At 48.1% G+C, this 21,945-nt stretch carries 18 protein-coding genes; 8 read left to right on the plus strand and 10 right to left on the minus strand.

Annotation, left to right across the window (positions count from 1 at the left end; translation table 11 throughout):
* Positions 1-119 precede the first annotated feature (119 nt).
* Positions 120-344, minus strand: a complete 225-nt coding sequence (locus ACKKE8_RS22325) for a hypothetical protein (protein ID WP_409174946.1) — start codon at positions 342-344, stop codon at positions 120-122.
* A gap of 348 nt (positions 345-692) precedes the next feature.
* Here ACKKE8_RS22325 and ACKKE8_RS22330 point away from each other — a divergent pair, with 348 nt between their 5' ends.
* The 3 genes from ACKKE8_RS22330 to ACKKE8_RS22340 all read left to right on the plus strand — a co-directional run bounded on the left by ACKKE8_RS22330 (position 693) and on the right by ACKKE8_RS22340 (position 2,350).
* Positions 693-1,940 carry an MFS transporter gene (locus ACKKE8_RS22330; protein ID WP_409174947.1) on the plus strand — a complete coding sequence of 416 codons (1,248 nt, stop codon included), beginning with the start codon at positions 693-695 and terminating at the stop codon, positions 1,938-1,940.
* A complete protein-coding gene (locus tag ACKKE8_RS22335) occupies positions 1,937-2,089 on the plus strand; it encodes a hypothetical protein (protein WP_409174948.1) in 153 nt (50 codons plus the stop codon). Before ACKKE8_RS22330 ends, ACKKE8_RS22335 begins: the two co-directional genes overlap by 4 nt.
* Positions 2,090-2,212: 123 nt before the next feature.
* Complete coding sequence (locus ACKKE8_RS22340; RefSeq protein WP_409174949.1) at positions 2,213-2,350, plus strand: hypothetical protein; 138 nt, start codon at positions 2,213-2,215, stop codon at positions 2,348-2,350.
* 70 nt (positions 2,351-2,420) lie between these two features.
* Here ACKKE8_RS22340 and ACKKE8_RS22345 read toward each other — a convergent pair whose 3' ends face one another.
* Together ACKKE8_RS22345 and ACKKE8_RS22350 are read right to left on the minus strand one after the other, a co-directional pair.
* Positions 2,421-2,936 carry a hypothetical protein gene (locus ACKKE8_RS22345; RefSeq protein ID WP_409174950.1) on the minus strand — a complete coding sequence of 172 codons (516 nt, stop codon included), beginning with the start codon at positions 2,934-2,936 and terminating at the stop codon, positions 2,421-2,423.
* 41 nt (positions 2,937-2,977) lie between these two features.
* On the minus strand, positions 2,978-4,057 hold the full coding sequence (locus ACKKE8_RS22350) for a M42 family metallopeptidase (protein WP_409174951.1): 1,080 nt from the start codon (positions 4,055-4,057) through the stop codon (positions 2,978-2,980).
* 151 nt (positions 4,058-4,208) lie between these two features.
* Between ACKKE8_RS22350 and ACKKE8_RS22355 the strand changes: the two genes are divergently transcribed.
* Together ACKKE8_RS22355 and ACKKE8_RS22360 are read left to right on the plus strand one after the other, a co-directional pair.
* A complete protein-coding gene (locus ACKKE8_RS22355) occupies positions 4,209-5,051 on the plus strand; it encodes a GNAT family N-acetyltransferase (protein ID WP_409174952.1) in 843 nt (280 codons plus the stop codon).
* A 73-nt stretch (positions 5,052-5,124) separates the two neighbouring features.
* Complete coding sequence (locus ACKKE8_RS22360; RefSeq protein ID WP_409174953.1) at positions 5,125-6,426, plus strand: NAD(P)/FAD-dependent oxidoreductase; 1,302 nt, start codon at positions 5,125-5,127, stop codon at positions 6,424-6,426.
* Positions 6,427-6,663: 237 nt separating this feature from the next.
* Here ACKKE8_RS22360 and ACKKE8_RS22365 read toward each other — a convergent pair whose 3' ends face one another.
* From ACKKE8_RS22365 to ACKKE8_RS22395, 7 genes are all read right to left on the minus strand, one after another.
* Positions 6,664-6,873: a hypothetical protein gene (locus ACKKE8_RS22365; protein WP_409174954.1), complete on the minus strand. Its 210-nt coding sequence runs from the start codon at positions 6,871-6,873 to the stop codon at positions 6,664-6,666.
* Positions 6,870-9,320, minus strand: coding sequence for a septation ring formation regulator EzrA (locus ACKKE8_RS22370; RefSeq protein ID WP_409174955.1), 2,451 nt, complete (start codon positions 9,318-9,320; stop codon positions 6,870-6,872). Before ACKKE8_RS22370 ends, ACKKE8_RS22365 begins: the two co-directional genes overlap by 4 nt.
* A gap of 47 nt (positions 9,321-9,367) precedes the next feature.
* A complete protein-coding gene (gene refZ, locus ACKKE8_RS22375) occupies positions 9,368-9,970 on the minus strand; it encodes a forespore capture DNA-binding protein RefZ (protein WP_409174956.1) in 603 nt (200 codons plus the stop codon).
* Between the two features lie 270 nt (positions 9,971-10,240).
* Positions 10,241-11,134 carry a hypothetical protein gene (locus ACKKE8_RS22380; RefSeq protein WP_409174957.1) on the minus strand — a complete coding sequence of 298 codons (894 nt, stop codon included), beginning with the start codon at positions 11,132-11,134 and terminating at the stop codon, positions 10,241-10,243.
* A gap of 128 nt (positions 11,135-11,262) precedes the next feature.
* Positions 11,263-12,261 (minus strand): MBL fold metallo-hydrolase, encoded by a 999-nt coding sequence (locus tag ACKKE8_RS22385; RefSeq protein ID WP_409174958.1) that lies wholly within the window; start codon positions 12,259-12,261, stop codon positions 11,263-11,265.
* A 66-nt stretch (positions 12,262-12,327) separates the two neighbouring features.
* A complete protein-coding gene (locus tag ACKKE8_RS22390; protein ID WP_409179179.1) occupies positions 12,328-14,568 on the minus strand; it encodes a sensor domain-containing diguanylate cyclase in 2,241 nt (746 codons plus the stop codon).
* 38 nt (positions 14,569-14,606) lie between these two features.
* Complete coding sequence (locus ACKKE8_RS22395; protein WP_409174959.1) at positions 14,607-15,188, minus strand: histidine phosphatase family protein; 582 nt, start codon at positions 15,186-15,188, stop codon at positions 14,607-14,609.
* Between the two features lie 230 nt (positions 15,189-15,418).
* On the opposite strand from ACKKE8_RS22395, the gene ACKKE8_RS22400 reads away from it, so the two are divergent.
* The 3 genes from ACKKE8_RS22400 (at position 15,419) to ACKKE8_RS22410 (ending at position 21,918) form a co-directional block, all read left to right on the plus strand.
* Positions 15,419-17,704 (plus strand): YcdB/YcdC domain-containing protein, encoded by a 2,286-nt coding sequence (locus ACKKE8_RS22400; protein WP_409174960.1) that lies wholly within the window; start codon positions 15,419-15,421, stop codon positions 17,702-17,704.
* 292 nt (positions 17,705-17,996) lie between these two features.
* Positions 17,997-18,596, plus strand: a complete 600-nt coding sequence (rpsD, locus tag ACKKE8_RS22405) for a 30S ribosomal protein S4 (protein WP_016742106.1) — start codon at positions 17,997-17,999, stop codon at positions 18,594-18,596.
* A gap of 181 nt (positions 18,597-18,777) precedes the next feature.
* Positions 18,778-21,918, plus strand: coding sequence for a transglycosylase domain-containing protein (locus ACKKE8_RS22410; RefSeq protein ID WP_409174961.1), 3,141 nt, complete (start codon positions 18,778-18,780; stop codon positions 21,916-21,918).
* Positions 21,919-21,945 lie beyond the last annotated feature (27 nt).

Here is a 21,945-nt window from a genome sequence, read left to right on the forward strand (position 1 = left end):
TTTCTTCGAACAAGCAGCATATGCTTATCCCTACGCTCGTCATCCCGGTTTTATAACAGGACTCGTCAGCGTTCCAAATAAAAAAGCGGCATGCTATATTTGGCAGCATGCCGGATCGGTCAGCGTTGGTTCCTTCTCCATTTCTTCAGTTTCTTTTCAATGCGCGGCGAGTTCATGATCATGAGATCTGTAAACAAGTTGACCATTTTCGGATTGCGCAGCATCTGGTTAAACACCTCTGGATTTTGCTTGAACCATTGCTCATTGGCACGAATCCATTTCTTGAAACCGTCGTTTGATTTGTAATAGTGATTCAATTGCCGAACCGGCCGATATGCACTCATCTTAATCTATCCCTTCGTCAAAAAATATAACGAGGAGAAATACGATCACGATGATCCAGATGATCACTTCGAAACCTTCCTCGTTGAAGAAACCAAATCCTCTCACGTCAGATCCCCCCTTCATCCTGCCGCACTCCTCGCACCATTCCCTACCGCCCATGGTACCTTTCCCTATAGGTATATGTGGTTCCACGCTTGTTGGATTGGACGCTTGCCTGCCTTCCTATCCATTTTGTGTGCTGGCCTATATTATGTTTGTGAAAAACGACTAGACATGACCTTTTCTTTGCATAGTGACAAACCTTTTCCACTCATACTAGGGAGGAATGAATCAAAGAGGAGACGAACATGACAGCCTCTACTGGATCTCTGTTACGCAACAAGCCTTACTTGCTGTTACTGATAGTCGTCTTTTTCATGCACATGGCCTCTTATCTGGTCATTCCCGTCTTCCCAGTCTTTTTGCAAAAGGTACGGGTTCTTTCTCTCTCCCAAGTCGGCATCATTTTGGCAGCGGGAAGCATCACATACCAAATCGGAAGCTTGGCAGGCGGCTTGATGTCAGATCGCTTGGGCAAACGCTCCATCCTCGCCTTGGGGGCATTCCTTCAAGGATGTGCCATGGCAGGCTATCACTTCAGCCATTCCTATGGTTTCTTCTTGTTATTCTCCGCTGTCAACGGCTTGGGTCTTGGCCTGCTCGCTCCGACCATTAAAGCCATGATCGCGGATGAAGTGGATGAGAGCCAAAGAACCGCTGCCTTTTCGTGGAGAGGGATACTCGCTCATAGCGGGATCATTGTCGCAGGCTTGGTCATTACGTGGATGACTGCGGGTGGGAAACAGCCGTTTCTCGTAGCTGCCTTTGTGTACGGAGCACTTGCTGTCTTTTCTCGATTCATCCTTCCCGATGATCGCTGTGTGGGAACAGATTGCAAGCAAACGCCGATCAAGGAGTATCGTCACATCTTGACCCATCGCAGCTTTCTGCTTTTTTCCGGGATCTCGCTCTTAATCTGGGCGCTTTACGCTCAATTCGCTATGATCCTGCCGCTGCGGGGAGAGCATGTCCTGCATTCCGCTACGATGATTGGCCTCATTTGGACAATCAACTCGCTCAGTGTCGTCGTCTTGCAAGGGTTTATCTCACGTTTTGTTCTACAGCGCATCAATCCGTACTTATCTGTAACGATGGGAACGATCTTGTTAGGTGCAGGACTTACGCTCATGGGATGGGCGAACCACTTTCTCACACTGTGCGGGGCTGCGATTCTTTTCATTTTGGGTGAGATGCTGTTTATGCCGATGTTGGACAGTCTCGTCACTTATTTCGCAAAGGAAGAATGGCTGGGGGCGTACTTTGGCTTTTCCAATTTCGTATCTGGTCTTGGGACGGCTCTTGGGACTGGATTGGGTGGAGCGATGGTTGAAAAACTAGGAGGAGTCGGCAGCAATTATCCGTGGATCGGCTATGGAGTGATTACGCTGTTTTTGTCGGCCATTCTTGGTCTGTTTGCCCTTTACGCAATTCCTCGCCACAAAAACGCTGTACTTGGCTCACCCTCAAAAAATCGTAGAAAGGAAGGGGCCACATGAACACAGAGGAACACACACTGCATCAACCCGAAAAGCAAATGGAAGTGCTTAGGCGAGTGCCGCTCACCTCCCTATTCATCCAACTGGAGGACCATGTATCCTCCCGCATTCGCCAAAAAACAAATTCGACTTGGCAGCCATGGCTGTAAGAAAACTTCTATCGAAGCCTGTTCATGGCAGAGCGACCGCGTTTCTGCGGAATGTTTTCATGCGCTCCGCAATCCATAAGCATGAGCTTATAAATTTCTATACGTTAAAAAAGGAGTAATGACATGACCAAGCAAAACAAGGACACATCCGTACAGCAAAATCGACAAGACGAGCGCAATCGCCAGCCTAAAAACGTTCAGAACGATGCACCGGGCTATGGAGACAAAAAACTGGAGGGGCCAAATCGTCCTTCCACCTAAACCTCACGCAATCAATAAAAAAGTCATTTTGCGCCTTCATGCAAGGGCAAAATGACTTTTTTCGTTTTAATTACGCAATCGGTACGAGCTTGTACGGCAGGGAAAATTCTTCCATTTTTTTCAAAAACGCTTGGCTTGACTTTTCATCAGGCGCAATCAGTTGGAGATAGCGTGTGAAATAAAACACGATGCGATCTTCATCGCCCTCTTTCAAGCGATAGTGTGACAGCTGTGCGATGTCCGTCAAGTTGTAGAAGTATTCATAGTGCTCCTGTGTAAAAGGCGCTTGAAAAATCCGGCTGACAACTACACCATTGCTCAGATTTTCCCGCATGTTCTCTTTTGTTGCCCCGAGAAAACGAAGCAGTTCACCGGCACGCTTCGCCCCGACCTTTTCCACCAGTATGCTGTCGTTGTACTCTACTTCCAGCTCGGTCAAATTGTTAGAAACGGCTGCAAGCATTGCCATCAACACCTTGCGCACTGCCAGATTCTCCGTAGCGAATTGATTGTCAAACACATTAAATTCAAAGGACGTAGCTTCGCCCTGACGCCGTGTATACAATTTGATCCCGTTCAAAAGCACTCCTCCGCTTTCTCTTTCCTCGACGATATTCTCCAGACCATTTATCTAGGCAAAATGGATTCCCACGTCGCACGGTCCAGCTTGCGAATGACACTGAACAAGAGACGCTTGGCTGCCTCGTAATCCTCGCGATCAATGATCGAAGCATGGCTGTGAATGTAACGGGAAGGAATTCCAATAACGGCAGACGGTACTCCCTTGCCATGGTACTGAACGACACCTGCATCCGTCCCGCCTTTTGCCACATAAATCTGGTACGGAATATTCTCTTCTTCGCACGTCGAGATAAGAAGCTCACGCAATCCTACCGGCATGACGTACATCGGATCGTAGATGCGCATCAAAAGTCCACCGCCGAGCTTGCCGCCATCGTCTTTTACACCTGGTATGTCTGTCGCTGGACTCGCATCCAATGCCAAGAACAAATCTGGATCGATGGACGCAGCGGCAGTTTTCGCGCCGCGCTGCCCGGACAATTCTTCCTGTACAGTAGCCCCGACGTAGACGACATTCGGATGATCGGGTTTTTCGTGCAGCTCTTTTGCGAGCTCCACTGCCAAACTGCAACCATAGCGATTATCCCATGCTTTAGCCATTATGCGGCGCGGATTAGCCATGACCTGCAACGGACAAACCGGAACGATTTGCTGGCCAGCCCGTATCCCTACCTGTTCTGCTTCCTCACGTGAATCTACGCCGATATCAATGTACATGTTGCGTACATCCATCGGGCGATTGCGCTGATCGTCGCTCAAGACATGTGGCGGGATCGAACTGATAACGCCTTCGACCGGTCCATTGTCCGTAATAATTTGTACACGTTGCGCGAGCAGGACCTGCCCCCACCAGCCTCCCAACGTCTGAAAAGAAATAAACCCCTTATCAGAAATTCGGGTGACCATGAAGCCCACTTCGTCCATGTGACCCGCTACCATAATTTTCGGACCGTTCTCGTCACCACGCATAACGCCAAAAATACTGCCCAAATTGTCGTACATGAGTTCACTCGTATAGCTGCTTATGTATTCCCGCATAATCTCGCGTACCGGACCTTCGAAGCCAGGCGCTCCTGGTGCCTGCGTCAAACGGTTCCACAGTTCAACTTGAAATTTATTTTCCATCGCCAAAAATCCTCCTCGACCCTAGTTTCATGCCTGTTGTCCTTCTCTATTATCAGCGAGAGAGAATTCAGACGCAACTACTCCCAAGCAGGAATGCAAGATCTTGTCCCGAATGAAAAAAAACACGAATCGTTTGAGGAGGAAAAAGCAGATGGCAATCACGTTGCGAAAGTTGTCCGAATTCAGTGAAATTGAGCAATTAGAAGGAATGGAGGGAAAAATATGGGACCCTTCTAGTGCTATTCCCCACCATATGACACTCACCATGCAAAAGTTTGGCGGTTTGTTTTTAGGAGCATTCGATGGCGAGGAAATGATCGGCTTTTTGTACAGCTTCCCAGGCTTCACCAACGGAGAACCCCATCTTTGCTCGCACATGCTAGGCTTTTTGCCAGAGTATCGCAAGCAAGGGCTGGGTGTACAAATGAAATGGCTGCAAAAAGAAGAAGCAGTAGCGGCGGGCTATTCCAAAATTACATGGACGTACGATCCGCTTGAGACAGTAAACGGCGTTCTGAACATCGCCAAGCTCGGTGGAATCGTTCGAACCTATTTACCAAACTGCTACGGACAGCTCGATGATGACTTCAATCGAGGACTGCCGACAGACCGTTTTCTCGTTGAATGGTTGATCAGAAGCAATCGTGTGGAGTTGCGTCAGTCTGGGAAAAGCTCTGCTCCGTCTTTTGAACAGGCGCCAGACCTGTTGCGCCTAGTAATAAAGGATGGTATTCCACATCCCATCGAAATCGATTTGTCACGCGAAGAGCCTGTGGTGCTGCTGCCTGTCCCTGCCTTCTTCCAGGATGTAAAACGAGCAGATATGACTGTCGCTTCCTCGTGGCGAGAAATGACGCGCGAATTGTTCACGACCTATTTTGCCAAAGGATATGTCGTTACGAATATCCTCCGTGGTGAATCCACCGTTCGTTACGTCTTAGAAAGGCAACCGTTGACTGATATTTTAGGGGCCTCGTCCTCTCATCTTAGCTAGAATTGCGCCCGAGTGCGCAGGTTGTGGTAAAATGGTGGTTGCCCAACCCTATACAACAAAGGACGAGAATGAAATGAATCGATCACAATACAATTATGACGTTATCATCATAGGCGGCGGCCCCTCTGGGCTAATGTCTGCTATTGCTGCTTCTGGTCAAGGAGCAAGAGTTTGTCTCGTGGAAAAAGGCTCGAAGCTCGGACGCAAGCTCATCATTTCTGGCGGCGGTCGCTGTAATGTAACCAATGCCAAGGAGCAAGATGAATTAATCAAACAAATGCCGGGAAATGGCCGCTTCATGTACAGTGCTCTCACCCATTTCGGCAACCGAGAGATTATCCAGTTTTTTGAGGAGATGGGTGTCGCATTAAAAGAAGAGGATCGGGGCCGTATGTTTCCCGTCACAGATAAAGCAGTGACAGTCGCTCAAGCATTGATTGATTTATTGAAGCGCCAAGGTGCCACCATCCATTTAAATGCCGCTGTAAAAGAAGTACTCTATTCGGAAGGCAGAGTCGGTGGCATCATGCTCCAGTCCGGAGAGAAAATCACCGCGCCTTGTGTGATTATTGCTGTCGGAGGCTGTTCTGTGCCACAGACAGGGTCTACAGGCGATGGCTATGCATGGGCGAAAGCAGCCGGGCATACGATCACAGAGCTGTATCCTACTGAAGTACCACTTACAGCCAATGACTCTTTTGTTCGTGATAAATCAATTCAGGGTATGTCGCTGCGTGACATCACGATGACCTTGTATGCGCCCAATGGGAAAAAGATCAACACCCAAGAAGGCGATATGATCTTCACTCATTTCGGAATATCAGGCCCCGCATCCCTGCGCATGGGGCACTATGTCTCTGTGTCGCAACGAAAATACGGAGCGGTTCCTCTATCACTGACGATCGATCTCATGCCTGACAGAACGGCCGAGGAAATCACGGCGGAAAGCTGGCAGCTGATTGAGGACCAACCAAAAAAGGCAGTAAAAAATGCAATCAAAGGCTTCCTCCCCGAACGGATTATCCCACTCTTGCTTTCGATGGCAGGAATTTCGGAAGAAACGACCTACAGCCATATGAAGAAACAAGAGTGGACCAAGTTCACGAGCTTGATCAAAGCTTTTCCACTCACGATTACGGGCACGCTCTCTCTTGAAGAAGCGTTCATTACAGGTGGGGGTGTGAGTGTGAAAGAGATCGATCCACGCTCGATGAGATCCAAGCTCATGGATGGGTTGTATTTTGCGGGCGAGGTCATGGACGTCCACGCCCATACCGGTGGCTACAACATCACCATCGCCTTTTCCTCCGGCCATTCTGCGGGTACGCATAGTGCGCAGGAAGCATTTGAATTTTTTTACGAGAATGACGTTTAGATCAAGAGGGATTGGGGAAACTATGAATCAGGTTCTCTTTTCATGAAAAGAGAAATCAGCACATTACTCCCCCCTAGTTGTAATGTGCTGGTTTAACAGACCTTACTCCCTTTATCTTCCTAGATGGGGCATCGCCTGCGTGAGCGATGCTTCTTTTTTTGCCCAACAAAAAGCACCTGCTACAAAAGAAGGCAAGTCCATCTTTTCATAGCAGGTGCTTTATTATTCGTTATTGGTTTATCCGACAAGGCGGAACAAATACGCAAATCCAGCGAACAAAAAGGCTAAGCCCAACAGAAAAAACGTGTTGGCACGCTGCTTCATGCGCCTTTCGTCTCCTTGAAAATGAGCGTTCATCCGCGATTGCCAGCGTTTTGTCCGCGGCTGTACCATGACGAGAATGCCAACTGCCAGTAAGAAGAGAGGAAAGACCATCATCGGACTCATCCTTTTTTCTTACGACGGAGAAGCCAACGATTGTCCTCTTCGGCTGGTGCGCCTTCGATTACCAGACGGGCCTCCTCGGCAAGCTGATAGGCTTCTGCGAAAGCCAGTTGTCGAAATGATATCTCTGCCTTCGTCAACAACTCATTGACCTGGCGATTTTGTCGGCGATAACGGTTGGTATACTGAATGGCACCCTCTGCCATCTGACAAGTTGTGATAATACGTTCTGCCATCCGCTCTGTTTCGCCGACCAAATCACTTGCGTCCTGAACCAGCATAGCCACCTCTTCCAGATCATAGCGGTATTGCTCCATGATCGTTTGCACGCGCCCCAACGTTTGCACGACTTCTTCAAACATGTATTTCAATTGATCCGGAATCCCCGGCAAGTAGCTGCGCTTGATTTGCTGACGGACGCGGACTAATGTGTTAGAAATTCGCTCCAGTTCATCCAGCGCATCGTCTTCCGTTTCGATGACCAAATACGTTTGCTCTTCTTCTTCCGGAATCATCTCTTCCTGTTCAGGCTGACTCTTCGGCATGACCAGTTCATACTCTTCTTCTTCTTCGTAAGCAGGCTCCTCAGCTTTGACTGCTGGAGCAGGTTTTTGTGCTTTTTTATTGAAAAGCTGAGGAATAGCTTGCAACAAAACGGAACGCTCAGCTTCACTCAGCTCTGCGGATTTTCCTCGCACCGTTCGCTCTTCTTCCACTTTCGACTGCTGGAGATGAGTCGGCTTTTCTGGATCTGCTTCGCTGGTAGAATGCTCGGTCTCGCTAGCTGGAGTCGGCTCAGGTGTAAGAATTTCCGGCTCCACAGGCGCGGATGTCGCAGCTACTTGCTGTAGCGAATCATCCTGTTCCAACTCTCCTACTTCTGCTCTCTTTTCTACCTGCACAAATTCTGTTTCATCTTTGCCTTGATTCGCTTCTGCTTGCGGTTCCACTTCTGCATATACTGTCGCCGCTGCTTCATCACTGGCAAGAACGCCATCTTCTATCGCTTGATACGTCGCATCAAGAAGGACTTCGAACGCTTTGACATGGGTCAACACCATTTCCAGGCTGCCCTCTTCCAGAGCACTTTTCGCGGACATAACCAATTGCTTCGCCTGCAAGAGGGCATTGTCCAAGGAATCCTGTTTTAAATCAAAGCCGTCACGAACGGCCTGCTCAATTCCTTCTTCCAGATGCTTGAATTCTTCCGGCAATTCTTTTTTCACGCGTTGCACAAGCTTTGGAATGAGCTCCATTGCTTGTCCTACCTGCTCCAATACTTGCTGCGCTTTTTGTGTGGTTTCGTACGCGGCAATGTCGTCCCCTGCCGCCCGCGCCGTTTTCACGAGTTTTCGCATCGTGTCTACTTCATCGAGCGATGCTTTCAGCTCATGGAAAGACAAGCCGTACTCCAGACGCAAATCAGACAAGCGTCGTTCCATCTGCTCCACTTGCTTTCCGATCTCAGGAACAACAACTTTGTTTTCTTGCTTGGTAACTGCCACTTTGGAAGTGTCTGTTTTTAGCTCATTCAGCTCTTCCTCAATTTTTGAAATGGCCTCTCTCGCCTCATTCAGCATGCCAAGTGCCAACGTAAAACGGAAGCGATCGCAAGCCTCTTCCGCATCGAGAATCATCATTTCCACATCAGGGATGCGAATGCGCAACAGATTTTCTTTTTTGTCAGCCAAGTGGTGGTAACGTACTTCTGTCATGCCGCTGGAACGGCGAAGCGGTTTTTCCACCTCGATGACATTGATCTTCTCAACGAGCTCTTCCTTCCAATCCTCTACATCGTCTACTTGAGCAAAAATAGCACGGCGTCTGATCATCGCGTAAATCAAGCCGATGGATAGCCCAGCAAATACCGCTCCAACTAGATAGATCCACCATGGAATGCCTCCGAATGCGCTACTGCTTTCGCTCTCTTCCGCTTTACTAGCATCGGTCGCCCCCGGGTTTGCTGTTGCTTGCTTGCTTTCAATACGGCTAAGCTCTTGGTTTACTTCCGCAATTAACGTCTGAATCCCGGTCAAATACTGCTTTTGTGTACGGAATGGTTCATAGAAAGACGCGATCTTGTCATGCAGCAATGCCATCGTGGCACCTTTTGCCTGCAAATTGGGACCGGCATAAATCCCCAGCTGCTCGGTGTTTATGTCGAGTACGATCATGAGTGCATCGTCGGCTAAATTGTAATTGTCAAACAGCTTTTGCGCGTAGATATCTGGAGATTCGGCTTCCGGTGCAGTGCTTTCCACTACTACGACTTTGTAGCTGCCTGGTATGCCGTTCAATGAATTTGCAAAGGCGGTCCTGTCTTCTTTTTTCAAATAGTTGTCAGCGTCCTGAACAACTTCGTCTTTTTTATCTGGAAACGGCGTCGCATAAGCCGGATTCGTATATAACAACATGCCTGCCAAACAGAGCATGAATAGTTTTCGTTTCACTTGTCATACATCCCCTTACTAGAATCATTCATTGGGAGAGGCCACGCCTAAGCGGGCAGCAAAGAACCTCGCAGATAACACATAATCGAGGTTTGCAGCCATTGGACGAACTCCTCGGAAGATGGCTCCAGATCATAGACCTGGCGAACCATTTGTGGTTGCAAAAATGGATATATCATCTGGCTCGTCATAGCCAGCACTGTACGATCAATAGAGACGGGCAAAAACTCACCCGAGACGACACCGCCTTCGATCACACGGGAAAGCCCGTGCTTCCAGCGGCTCATATATAGCGTCATCACTTCACGTGCAAGCATGGATTCTACGCTCAGCTCACGATGAATCAAACGCGTGATAGGCGCATGCTCACATTGAAATTGCAAATACAGCTGCACAACTTGTTCCAATCGTTGATAGGCAGGGATGCTTTCCTGCTCGTTTTCCAGTTCTTCCAAAAGGCGAAACAACGTCTCAAAGTAAGAAGCAATCAACGTCTCCAGGACTCCTTGCTTCCCTTCAAAGTGATAGGAAATCAGCGCGGAATTTACTTGAGCAACAGAGGCAATTTGTCTTACGGAGGTCCCTTTGTAGCCATGAACATCAAAAAGCTTCGCTGCTGCGGATAAAATACGCATTTTCGTCTGATCCATCAGGCATCTTTCCCATTGTATAGATTATTCGACGAAAAAAGATAGTCTTGTTGTATGTTCGACAATGTTTTCCATTATTCCTTCTAGAAATGCTGATTCCATCGAAAAAACCGCTATCGCATAGATTTTCTTCCCACATAAGAAGTACGTAAAAAGCATCGAGCAAGTTACCTCATTTTTTAATTTTCCCTGACAGAAAAAAGACGCTCCTGTCTGTTTTGCAAGAGGAACGTCTCACTTGATTACTCTTACTCTCTATTTGCCTTTTTCCTATGGAGCTGTGATGGGGGCTACTGCTCCGTATTGCTGCAAATACGTTTCTACTTGTGTATGCTCTTTTACACGCTGATCGTTCAAATCGTACGCAGATCGAATGGACATCGTCATGTTCGTGGGGAGCATCGTTTTTTTATTATAGTGAATCGTGTACTCTGCCTCCACTTCCATCTGGTTCACGAGCTCGTTTACGTCCACCTTTTTCGTGGACTGAATCGTGGGTCCAGAATGATGTGCGGGCGCTCCTCTCCAATTGCCTTCCGAGAGTGACATCGCTATCTTTAGCTTCGGTATGTAGGGTTTCTCTCGGCCTGCTATCGATTGGACTTTTGCTCCCGACTTTGTTTGTTCTTGCATTTGGGAAACAAGCCAGCTCTTTAGTTTGGCAGAATCCAATACAACTCCGAGCGCCTCAAAATCGTCTTTTGGATTCTCATCAGGCAACATCCGAACGGTTCTTTTCATGTTGTCGATTTGCTGAAAGGAAGCGATGGGGTTCCAGTTGTTCATTTCTTGATGCAGGGCCGGACTATCCCCTGCGACATGTTTCCAGCTTTCGTTTTGACCATGCTTGGTATACAGCTTGTCCCCTTGGCTGAGCAAGGATAAGTTGTCCACTCTGTTTTCTTCTGGGACAGAGAGCTTCACGTTCATGTAAACAGCCTCTCCGTCTTTTCTTCCCGAAAAGTTAACCATATTCGCATTGGCACTATTCGCTGTCAACAGCTTGGTTTGCCCGTAGAATGCATACGATTTCTGCGCATCGAACTTGTCACGCACCTGCTCAAATGTTGTATTCGCATCTTGCTTCACACTCATTTGATTACAGCCACCTACAACAACTGTACACACAAGAGCCATCACGTAAATGGGCCAATACTTCTGCATAGATGCTACCCTCCCTCGGCTACCCTGGGTCAACCTCATGTGGGGTCCCCAGGGTAATAGTCCCTTTTAGCGTTTCCGGGGAGGAATAGGCTTATTCTACTTGCAAGCCTCTCTTGCACGATCAGGTTTTAGAGGTGGTAATACAAGATACGATCCTGCTCTCTCACTTCAATCTGATGGAGAATCATCAACAAATCAATGTGCCCTAATGTCTCGGATAGCGTCAATGGCAATTCTTTTCGGTACAAGCCTGGAAATAAGAGAGCATTCAGTTCAAAAGCTGTCTTTTCTCCATCTGCAAGAAGCCTGCGGAGCGTGTCTGTTCTCTCCCAGTTCTTTTGCAGACGAGCGAGTATGAGCTCTCGATGATTGTAAACCGGTTGACCGTGTCCACTGAGGACTTGTTTGATCTCCATGTCCGCACACATTTGCAGCGCTGTGCGGTATTGAATCAAAGTCAGTGGTCTTGTACTCGAACGATTCCGGGGTGGTTCAATGAAGGCATTGGATGATATTCGCTTGATGATATGGTCTCCACCAATCATGACTTGATCCTTTGCCCGATACAACGAAAGATGGCTTTGGCTGTGTCCTGGCGTATACAGTACCTGCCAGTCCTCCAAGTACGGTACCTTTTGCTCATGCTTCAGATGAAAGTCAATCTGGCTTGGCGCAGAAAACGTCTTCATCAGCTTGTGAAATTTCGAGATAATGATCATCATTTTTTCTGGTACACCGCTCTGGATGTACAACTCTTCGAAAAACTGATCATGAAAAGTCATAAACTGCTCATCCTGCTGTACATAAGGTGTTGCCTGCGGATGGGCAAACGTCTTCGCTCCCGATTGCTCCCGTACTTTTTCTAACTGCCCACAATGATCCACATGATGGTGCGTCAGTATGACTTGCTCGATATCTTGCACGCTTACCCCAATCGATTCTAAGCCTTCTGTTAAGGCCGCCCACGCATCGTCGGTCAATGGACCCACATCAACTAAGGTCAAGCGCTCCCCTTTTAGCAAGTAGACGTTTACTGGCCCCACATCAAAAGGAGTAGGTATTTCGAGACAAAAAATATCAGGTGCTACTTGCGTCGCGATCCTTTGCTTGCCATCATTCGTTGTCATTTTTTATCTACCTCTCAAGTTTTTTGCCTTTTTTTCCGAAAAGAGAAAAGAGCCATTGTTTTGGCTCTAGGCGAGAACAACTTGATTTCTACCTGAATTTTTAGCTTCATACAAAGCAATATCTGCTTGATGGAACAGCGCTTCTACACTCAGGTTTACATCCATCTCCCTGCTCCATTTCGCTAGTCCACACGAGATCGTGACCTGTGGAGACGTCTCCTGCTCGACGCATTCCCGTATGCGCTCTGCCACGGAATGCGCGGTGTTTTTGTCCACACGTGGCAAATAAACAGCGAGTTCCTCTCCACCCCATCTTGCCGCGATATCACTGTCTCGGATGCTATGTCGAATCAGATTGGAGACCTGAATCAATACCTCGTCCCCTACCTGATGGCCAAATGTATCATTCACGGTTTTAAAATAATCAATATCGATCAAGATCAACGAGCCATAGTTGTCTTTTTGTAATGATCCTCTTACTCGTTCATTCAAATGTCTTCTCGTGTACAGACCTGTCAAATTATCCGTAATGACCATTCGTTCCATTTCATTATGCAGGACGGCATTGGTCATTGCCAAGCTCGCGTGTTGTCCAAATATTTCGAGGAGTTTGTAGTCGTCAAAACTAAAAAAATGATAACGGGAATCTGCGACTAAAAGGACTCCACTAATCTCACCCTCAACAACGAGCGGAACCCCCATGAAGGAACAGCACGAAAAAAGCGAAAAAGGAAGCGGTCCTGCCCCTGGTTGAGCCAGCAACAATGCCTGCTTGTTTTGCAAGATTTGCTGAAATGGCTTTTCTGTAGAATCGATAGCCATGCCGTTGAACGCTGGAATGGAGGAAGAGAGCACATCGAAGCAATCCTCTCCCGGCGTCTTTCGCAAAATGGCACAAAACTCCGCATCAAAGGTAGCCCGCATCATCGTCGTAACAAAATCGAGAATTTCCTTTAAATCAAGACTTCTGTTCAACTGACGCGCCATCTCATTAATCAAACGCAATTCTCGAATCAAATTACGCGATTGCTGATAGAGCTGTGCGTTTTCAAACGCAGTGCCAGCAGTATCTGCCAAGATCGAGATGTAGTCCTTTTCATGCTGATTCAAGGTGATTCGCTGATCGGACGTCACTTGCAAAACTCCGTAGATGCCCTGCTTGCCCAAGAGTGGCGCTGCAATCACCGTCACCTGTTGCTCCCCTTCTCCCACTTCTTCGGCAATGAGACGTCCTTCCAAATAGGCCTTGGTACTGGTAGACGGCTCTACTTCTTGAAAAGATAGCTGTTTCACCGGGGTGGTTGCATTGGGTTCAACCGTCAGGAAAAGCTCTGCCGACAAGTACGGATAAAGGCTGGGTATGCTCGTCACGATTTCATGCAAAACATCATTCACATCAATTGATGCCTGAATCTTTGACATCAACTGATACAACAAGTCTTTTTTGCTCGCTTCACGACGCAGGTCGTCCGACATGATCGAACGCCAAAGCGCACAGCTTGCCTTCGCGCCTACTTCCTGCAAAAAAGCAACATCCCGTTCATCGTACACGCAATCTGTCTCTTCGGGTGGCAGATGCAAAAACAGTGCGTAGAGCGGCGTTTGGTTCAAGGAGACAGGAACGACGACAAGCCTGTGTTCATCTAAAATGGAAGGCATGATCTGCGTCGTACCGAATCTCGAAACCAGTTGGGCAATGTGAGTCTGTCCAACTTCGGCCTCTTGCGTTGTTACACTCTCCTGCGGAATCAACGTGGCATTGTCCGCGAGCTTAACGGCCGAACAATAGCCTTTTTGGATAATGTCACTGATCTGGCCCGTCAAGCTTTGCAGCAGCTCTTTAGTCGTATCATGCAGCGTCAAATCCATGACAATCTGGCTTGTGACGTGTTGAATATAAGCATCATATCCCATGCGAATCAACGGCTCTAGCCCGCGCATGTAGGATGACAAATCGAAATGGATCTGGTCTTCGGGCGCTATCATGCCAATGACAGCTCGAACCCTTCCATCTTTTTCACACAACGGAAGGGCTCCACACACGTTGTTCGTTTCACTTCCCGTTTTGACTACGATCTCTTTGGAGGAAAGTGCCTCTAAAATAAAATCAAAGACTTTGCCAATCGATACATCGTGTTGCAGGGTAAGCCCTTGAGAACTCCGAGATGGACCAACCTGCATTTCCATGAAGTTGATTACGCGGCCCCCGGAATCTGTCAAGAAAAGGATGCCTGGGCGCTTTTCCGGCCAAGATTGTAAGATAAAATGGGCCGTGTAGGAAAAGACCGTCTCTAACTTCCCCAACATTTTACTTGACACGAGAAACTCCCTCTCTCAGCATTTTCTCAAGCTTTCAAATGGTCTGTATCATTAACGGATAGAACTTCCCACCTGCGATCTACATACCGAAATATCGTAATACCGGTATTATCGATACGCGTGATACCCGTTCCTTGTTCTCCTACCGTCACATAATGCAAGAAGCTATTAATGAGACCGCCATGCGAGACAACGACAATCGCCTCACCTGGATGGCTCCCTGCTATTTCTGTCATGGCAGCTACAGCTCGACGCTGCATGTCTTCGAATGTCTCAATTCCACAGGAGGCTTCATCCTGATTTTCAAATCGCTCACGTATTTCTTCATAGGTGAGCCCCTCCCACTCCCCATAGCAGCGCTCCCGCAAGGTTGTCCGCGTAGAAACAGAGGATTGGAAGTTACCAGCAATCTTGGCAGCCGTATCGTGTGCCCGACTGAGATCACTCGAATAAAAAGCGTGAATCTTCTCGCCTTGGAACCTGTCTGCTACTTGCTCGGCCTGACGTACCCCGAGCTCGTTCAATGCAATGTCACTGTGGCCTTGTATACGACGAACCTGATTCCACTCCGTCTCTCCATGACGAATGAGATACATGATGGTTTCCAAAACGAATTATCTCCTTACCGTTCTGTATTCTTATCGATAGTATTTCTTATTATATAAGATGCATGTTCACAATTCTAGATTGATAAAAAAACATTTGGTACAAAATTCCTATATTTCATTTCTTTCTGCCAATACCTGGTGCTTTTTTTCAAGAATTTGAACTGAAACGAACTTTTACTTCCTCTCGTCAGAGTTGATAAGAAGAATATGACATCGTTGGAGGGGTTCCTATGAAACCGTGGATCATTCGGTCTAGCTCATTTGTTCTATCTGCCAGTCTGTTGCTGCCCGTGGCTCAAGCGCATGCACAATCACCTCATGTGAGTACCAATAAAATGGCGACTACTGTGTCACAAGCAGACTCTGTGGCACAAGCCAAAGCAAAACTGTCCAAGGAAGCAGCCTTGGCACTCGCTACAAAAATAGTGCCTACCGCCGGGATGACGGTGCAGAATGTGTCATTTCGTTCAGCGGATAGTTGGCGCCCATTTCCAGAATGGTCGTTTAGTTGGGTGAAGAAAGATCCAGAAAACGGCAAAGTCCTTCTATCATATAGCGTCAGTATCCACGCCAATACAGGCGAACTGACTTCCTATTCGCATCAAGAGCAGGAAGCATCCTCGCTTCCCTATGCAAAACGAATCTCCTATACAGAGGCGCAAGAGCAGGCGAAGCGCTTCTTCGAGAAAAACAATGCAGGAAAAGCAGCGGAAACAAGACTGTATACGCGCGATATGCCAGAGCCAAAAACCCCGCTGAACTCGGAAGTCTACTATAATTTCCGCTTTGTTCGTGACGTGGACGGCATTCTCTTTCCTGACAACGGCGCAGATATCACGGTAGATGCTTCCGGCACAGTGACCAACTATTCTCTGTCTTGGAACGACGTTACTTTCGAGGACACGGATACGAAAATCTCAGAAGAAGAAGCCGAGAAACTGTTTAAAGAACAAGCGAATCCAAAACCAGTTTACCTGCTGCCGTGGGAACGGGTGGAGACTCAAAATAACAAGCCATCTTTAGGGTATATGAATCCCTTCACATTCTACATTGATGCGGAGACTGGCAAACCATTGACACAATCGTTGACCCCGTATCAACCAACGAAAGATCCTGAGCCTGTAAGCAGTAAAGTCCTACCTGCACGCCGCAGCGGACAACCACTCTCCCAAGAGGAAGCTGTACAATGGGCATCGAAGGCATTGAATTCGTCCAAATACGAGCTTCGTTCTGCCAATTACAATGAAAGAGACTACCGTGGCAATCGCCCTGTCTGGGATCTCGAATTCGGCGAAAAAGGCAATAGCGAAGAAGGATTTGCGTATGTCTCCGTAGATGCTGTAACCGGGGACATCTACCGTTTGAACAAGGACTTCCGTAGCCATAAAGAAAAAACAACCGCTTCTAAAAAACCAGACATGGAAAAATTCAAGGCAAAAGCGATGGAAACGATTCGTGAATTGGTGCCAACCATGGCCCACCAGCTTTACTGGACAGAACGTTTTGAAGAGGAAGACCACCCCTTTGTTGATTCCCGGCGGACGCAGATCCGATTTGACCGTTTTATCAATGGAATTGCTGCAGCTAGCGGCTCTGCCCACTTCACGTTTGACACAGAAACAGGTGATCTGCTGAGTTACAGCGCTGATCTGGGCAGCGAGACATACCCAACACAAGTTCCCAAGCACCTGCCTGCTGCCGAAGCGAGCGAAAAGTGGTGGACCGAGACAAAAGCAGAGGAAGTATACGCCCTCGTTCCTCTTAGTCCTGAGGATGCCAAACGCGCAAAAGAGCAGCCTTCCTACTCACCGAAGCGAACTGCCAAGATCGTCTATCGCGCGACAATGACGCCGTTTGAGCAGCCGTATTACCTTGACGCTGAAACAGGCGAGTGGAGCTCCACCTCTACTGGCAAAACGATTGCGCTGCACCGTCCGGCTCCTGCCGATTTGAAGGATCATCCGGCGGAGAAGGAACTCTTGTTGATGTATGAATACGACGCACTCACGCTTGAAAACGGCAATATTATGCCGCAAAAACCGATCACACGCGGTGAAATGATTGAGATGCTCATGATCAGTCTCAACCAAGGCAGACACTATCCACAGTACTCTCTGGAACGCAAGGCCACCTATAGCGATGTGGCAAATGGTTCGCGCTTCTTCTCAGCCGTAGAAGGTGCTGTTGATCGCGGACTTCTCGATAAAAATGCTTCCAAGCTGAACCCAAATGAGACGATTACACGTGAAGAGCTCGCTGATATGATTGTTCGTGCACTCGGTTACAAAAAACTGTCGGACTTCCCTGGCATGTTCCAGTCCGAGCTCTCAGACATTGCCAGTTCGAAGTACCGCGGTTCGATCATCATCGCGACTACACTCGGTATCGTGCCGACTGACAAGCAGAAGTTCCAGCCGCAAAGCCTCGTCCCTCGTGCCGATGCAGCCATTACCTTTACCCGTTTCCTCGAAAAACGGGATACTCCAGACGGTCCGGTTACTTTGTTGCGAAAATAAAACCCAAAAAGCGCCATCCATCCCACTTCTTGCGGCGGATGGCGCCCTTCTTTTCCCTTGACTTTGCTATATCTCGCCTAGTATTATTGAATGTATGTGTACAGGGTAGCATTGATTGTAGGTAAAAACGGAAGGATATACCCTCTTAGTTCCCTCCCTTGACAGACTGCGGCTGAACATCTGTGAGGAGCACGATGCGGAAACGCTACCGTCCGAAGTTCGTGTAGATAAAGTAGGAACTAACCTGCCGGAAGTAAACACCTGCGAATCCATATTAAAGGAGAATGAATACATGTCACGTTACACAGGACCTCGTCACAAACTTGCTCGTCGTCTGGGTATCTCCCTCGATGGTACAGGAAAAGACATCAAACGCAACTTCCCTCCAGGTCAACACGGTCACAACAACCGTCGTAAACTGAGCGAGTACGGAATCCAGTTGCAAGAAAAGCAAAAACTGCGCCACATGTTTGGCCTTAACGAAAAACAATTCCGCCGCACTTTCGACAATGCTAGCAAAATGGCTGGCGTAGTGGGCGAAAACTTCATGAAATTGCTGGAATCCCGTCTGGATAACCTGGTATACCGTATGGGCTTTGCTCCAACTCGCCCAGCTGCTCGTCAGTTGGTAAACCATGGTCACTTCTTGGTAAACGGCAAAAAAGTAAACATCCCATCCTACCGCGTACAACCGGGTGATGTAATCTCCATTCGTGAAAAGTCCCGTGGTCTGCAACTGATCAAGGACGCTCTGGAAAGCCGTACTTTCCTGCCGAACTACGTTACATTCAACGATGCTGCTGCTGAAGGTACCTTCACTCGTCTGCCAGACCGTGAAGAAATGCCAGCTGAAATCAACGAAGTTCTGATCGTTGAGTTCTACAGCCGTTAATCGTCTGAGGATAAAGAGAAAAAGAGTAGTGCCGCTTGTCGGCCTGCTCTTTTTTTTATTGCTTTCATACACCCAACAACTTTCAACGGTTTTTGACACATTTTGCTATCTCCTACGCATTTTCTACCCTCTAGGTTCCTCGTATGGTATAATCAGGTGGTATGCTAGGGGGTCGTAGATTATGTCGAATAACCACACATCTTCCTCTGAACCGACGAAGAAAAAGCGACGCAGAAACCGTGGTAGAACGTTCTGGATCATCTTCCAAATCGTCTTCGTACTAGGGCTAATGGGAGCTGCAGTCGCGGGAGGAATCGTGACAGGTTATGTTGCCGCACTCGTGAAGGACGAGCCTGTGCGCAGCAAGGAGGAACTGGAGAATAAAATCTTCACCAACTATCTGACTGGATTCGCCTACTACAACGACGGCTCTCTGATCGGCCAATTGCGGGCCGAAGAAGGCGATCGACGTTTGGTGAAGAAAGCAGACGTTTCTCCCTATTTAATAAATGCCATCATCGCAACTGAAGACAAAACCTACTACCATCACTCCGGAGTTTCGCTTCAATCTACCATGCGCGGAGCGATTCAGGAAATTACCAACCAACCTGTCGTAACAGGTGGTAGTACGATTACACAGCAGCTTGTAAAAAATACAATCCTTTCTGCTGAAGTTAGCCACACCCGTAAGGCCCGTGAAATCTTTACCGCGATTCGGATCGAGCGCATGTTTTCCAAAGATCAGATTCTGGAAGCCTACATGAACGAAATTTACTTCGGAAAAAACGCCAACGGATCAAACGTATACGGCGTTCAGGCTGCCGCAAAAGGGATTTTTGGCAAAGATGTAAAAGAGCTTGGGCTCGCTGAGGGCTCCTATCTTGCAGGCATGATTCAAAACCCAGGTGCCTACTCTCCATTCCGTGCAGAAAGTTATCAGCGCGGGAAGGATCGCCAAAAAATGGTGTTGGATCGCATGCTGGAAAATGGCTACATCACACAAACCCAATACGATGGGGCTCTCGCAAGTGATTTGAAGGCACAGCTAGCAAAACCGACGCAGCAAGCTTATCGAGAAGTACCTTTCTTGATGATGGAAATTGAAGATCGTGCCGCACGTCAACTTGTAGATGCAGACCTCTTGGAAAAAGGTCGAGACAAATCAACTATCGGCCGCAACGAATACCGACAGCTGGTTGAAGAGAAACGTCGCGACATACTGCGAAAAGGGTATAAGATACATACCACAATCGACAAGAGCGTATATGACATCATGCAGGCTGTTGCAGCCGATCCGAAAAACTTCGGTAAGAATCGTACCTATACGATTCGTCGCTCGAACGGCAAAACAGAAAAAATCGAAAATGCTTTGGAAGAAGTCGGCGCAATGCTGATTCACAACAAAACAGGAGCCATCCTCGGCATGATCGGGGGGCGTGACTTTAAGGTGGAACAGACGAACCACGCCACTGTACCTCGCCAGCCTGGTTCTGCCATGAAGCCACTTGCAGCTTATGCTCCTGCTTTTGAACTGGGATTGCTCCAGCCAGCATCCCCTATCGATGACGCTCCGGTGCTACTCGCTGACGGCCAGAACGGTTCCCATTTACCAAAGAACTGGAACAACAAATGGCAAGGGATTATGAGTGCCCGCGAAGCGCTGCGAATGTCCTGGAACATTCCTGCGATCAAGACGTATTTGAAAGTTGGCATTCCAACGGCTCTCGAATACGTGAAGAAAATGGGAATCACAACATTGGTTGATGCTGACAACTATGCAGCCACTGGCGTAATTGGCGGTCTTACCTACGGAACAACTGCCGAGGAAATTACAAACGCCTATGCGACATTCGCGAATCACGGTTCTTTCGTGGATGCCTATCTGATTGACCGAATTGAGGATAACACCGGAAAAGTCATTTATCGTCATGAAACCAAACCTGTGCAAGTGTACAGTGAGCAAACGGCATACTTGATCACTGATTTGATGCGTTCCGTTGTCAATAACGGTACAGGTACACACATCCGCAAATACGTGCCGCGCAAAGTCGATGTGGCAGGTAAAACCGGGACAACCAACAACAGCAACGACCTCTGGTTCGTCGGTTACACACCAGAGCTGTCCATGGGGGTATGGGTTGGCTTTGACGAGCCATATCCAATGCCAGACGCGGACAAATATGTTCCGATGGTCGTATGGGGTAAGGTCATGAAGGATGTCATTGCGAAGCATCCGAACCTTTCACCTCCTGACTCCGCCTTTAAAAAGCCGGGAGGAATCGTCAGCGCGACTGTTGACTCGAAATCGGGTCTTTTGCCAAGTGAGCTTTCAAAAGAAGCTGGCCATTTGATCACTGATATATTCAACAGCAAATTCGTTCCGACGAAGGTGGACGACACCCACCAAAAAGCACGACTCATTACCTATAATGGCGAACGGTATTTGGCGAAGGAAGGAACACCGGAAGATTTTGTTACCGAAGGCGTCTTCTACCGCTCACCAGATCCGCTTCCTACCAAGGAGCAAATTCAAGCGAAAAACAGTAGGGTCTCCACCCAACCACCAGATTGGGAGCAACGCCTACCTGACAAGGAAGACCCTCGTACAGAGGAAGGTGGAACACCATCTTCGCCAAGCGGTGTAACAGCTACAGGCTCAGGCAAGCAAATTACACTTACCTGGCAGTCAGCCAAAGAAGCTGACTTGGTTGGCTATCGCATCTACCGCGCTGATGTGCAGAACGGCTTTGTCAAAGTAGCAACTGTGAAAGATCCATCCGTATTGACTTTTGCCGATACGACTGCAACCCATGGAGATTTAGGCTATTATGTCACTTCTGTGGATATTGCTGGCCATGAATCGCAGCCTTCCGCAATCGCTTCTGTCGGTTCTAATCAGACATGGCAGCTGCCTGATCCGAACCAAGGTACGGACACAGGCATCCCGAATCCGACGGACAATAACGGGAATGGTCAAACAGATCCAGGCGGAACTGTGACTAACCCACCAGATGGATCAGGAGGCACGAATACAAACACAGATTCCGCTTCACCACCTGCTGCTCCGAAATCCTTGTCCATCAAGAATACGCCAAACGGTTGGCAGCTACAGTGGAAAGGAAGCAGCTCGTCTGAGCAGATGTACAACGTATATTTTAGCCCAGACTCAGCAACCGGCTATTTGCTACTCGGTACAGTCTCTAGCACAAGCTTTACACACGCAGCAGAAGTACCGAATGGCAGCAACTATTACATTACCGCAGTCAACAGTTACGGAGAATCGCCACATTCTAACATCGTAACTGCCAACACCACAGAATAAACTGGAATGACAACTGACAGAGATGGT

Source organism: Brevibacillus fortis, from assembly GCF_046196545.1.
Taxonomy (GTDB): Bacteria; Bacillota; Bacilli; order Brevibacillales; family Brevibacillaceae; genus Brevibacillus; species Brevibacillus fortis_A.

Excerpts from the sequence above, each read along its gene's own strand:
- ACKKE8_RS22325 (WP_409174946.1), bottom strand. The coding sequence starts at position 344 with ATGAGTGCATATCGGCCGGTTCGGCAATTGAATCACTATTACAAATCA.
- ACKKE8_RS22330 (WP_409174947.1), top strand. The coding sequence starts at position 693 with ATGACAGCCTCTACTGGATCTCTGTTACGCAACAAGCCTTACTTGCTG.
- ACKKE8_RS22335 (WP_409174948.1), top strand. The coding sequence starts at position 1,937 with ATGAACACAGAGGAACACACACTGCATCAACCCGAAAAGCAAATGGAA.
- ACKKE8_RS22340 (WP_409174949.1), top strand. The coding sequence starts at position 2,213 with ATGACCAAGCAAAACAAGGACACATCCGTACAGCAAAATCGACAAGAC.
- ACKKE8_RS22350 (WP_409174951.1), bottom strand. The coding sequence starts at position 4,057 with ATGGAAAATAAATTTCAAGTTGAACTGTGGAACCGTTTGACGCAGGCA.
- ACKKE8_RS22355 (WP_409174952.1), top strand. The coding sequence starts at position 4,209 with ATGGCAATCACGTTGCGAAAGTTGTCCGAATTCAGTGAAATTGAGCAA.
- ACKKE8_RS22360 (WP_409174953.1), top strand. The coding sequence starts at position 5,125 with ATGAATCGATCACAATACAATTATGACGTTATCATCATAGGCGGCGGC.
- ACKKE8_RS22365 (WP_409174954.1), bottom strand. The coding sequence starts at position 6,873 with ATGAGTCCGATGATGGTCTTTCCTCTCTTCTTACTGGCAGTTGGCATT.
- refZ (WP_409174956.1), bottom strand. The coding sequence starts at position 9,970 with ATGGATCAGACGAAAATGCGTATTTTATCCGCAGCAGCGAAGCTTTTT.
- ACKKE8_RS22380 (WP_409174957.1), bottom strand. The coding sequence starts at position 11,134 with ATGCAGAAGTATTGGCCCATTTACGTGATGGCTCTTGTGTGTACAGTT.
- ACKKE8_RS22385 (WP_409174958.1), bottom strand. The coding sequence starts at position 12,261 with ATGACAACGAATGATGGCAAGCAAAGGATCGCGACGCAAGTAGCACCT.
- ACKKE8_RS22390 (WP_409179179.1), bottom strand. The coding sequence starts at position 14,568 with ATGTTGGGGAAGTTAGAGACGGTCTTTTCCTACACGGCCCATTTTATC.
- ACKKE8_RS22400 (WP_409174960.1), top strand. The coding sequence starts at position 15,419 with ATGAAACCGTGGATCATTCGGTCTAGCTCATTTGTTCTATCTGCCAGT.
- rpsD (WP_016742106.1), top strand. The coding sequence starts at position 17,997 with ATGTCACGTTACACAGGACCTCGTCACAAACTTGCTCGTCGTCTGGGT.
- ACKKE8_RS22410 (WP_409174961.1), top strand. The coding sequence starts at position 18,778 with ATGTCGAATAACCACACATCTTCCTCTGAACCGACGAAGAAAAAGCGA.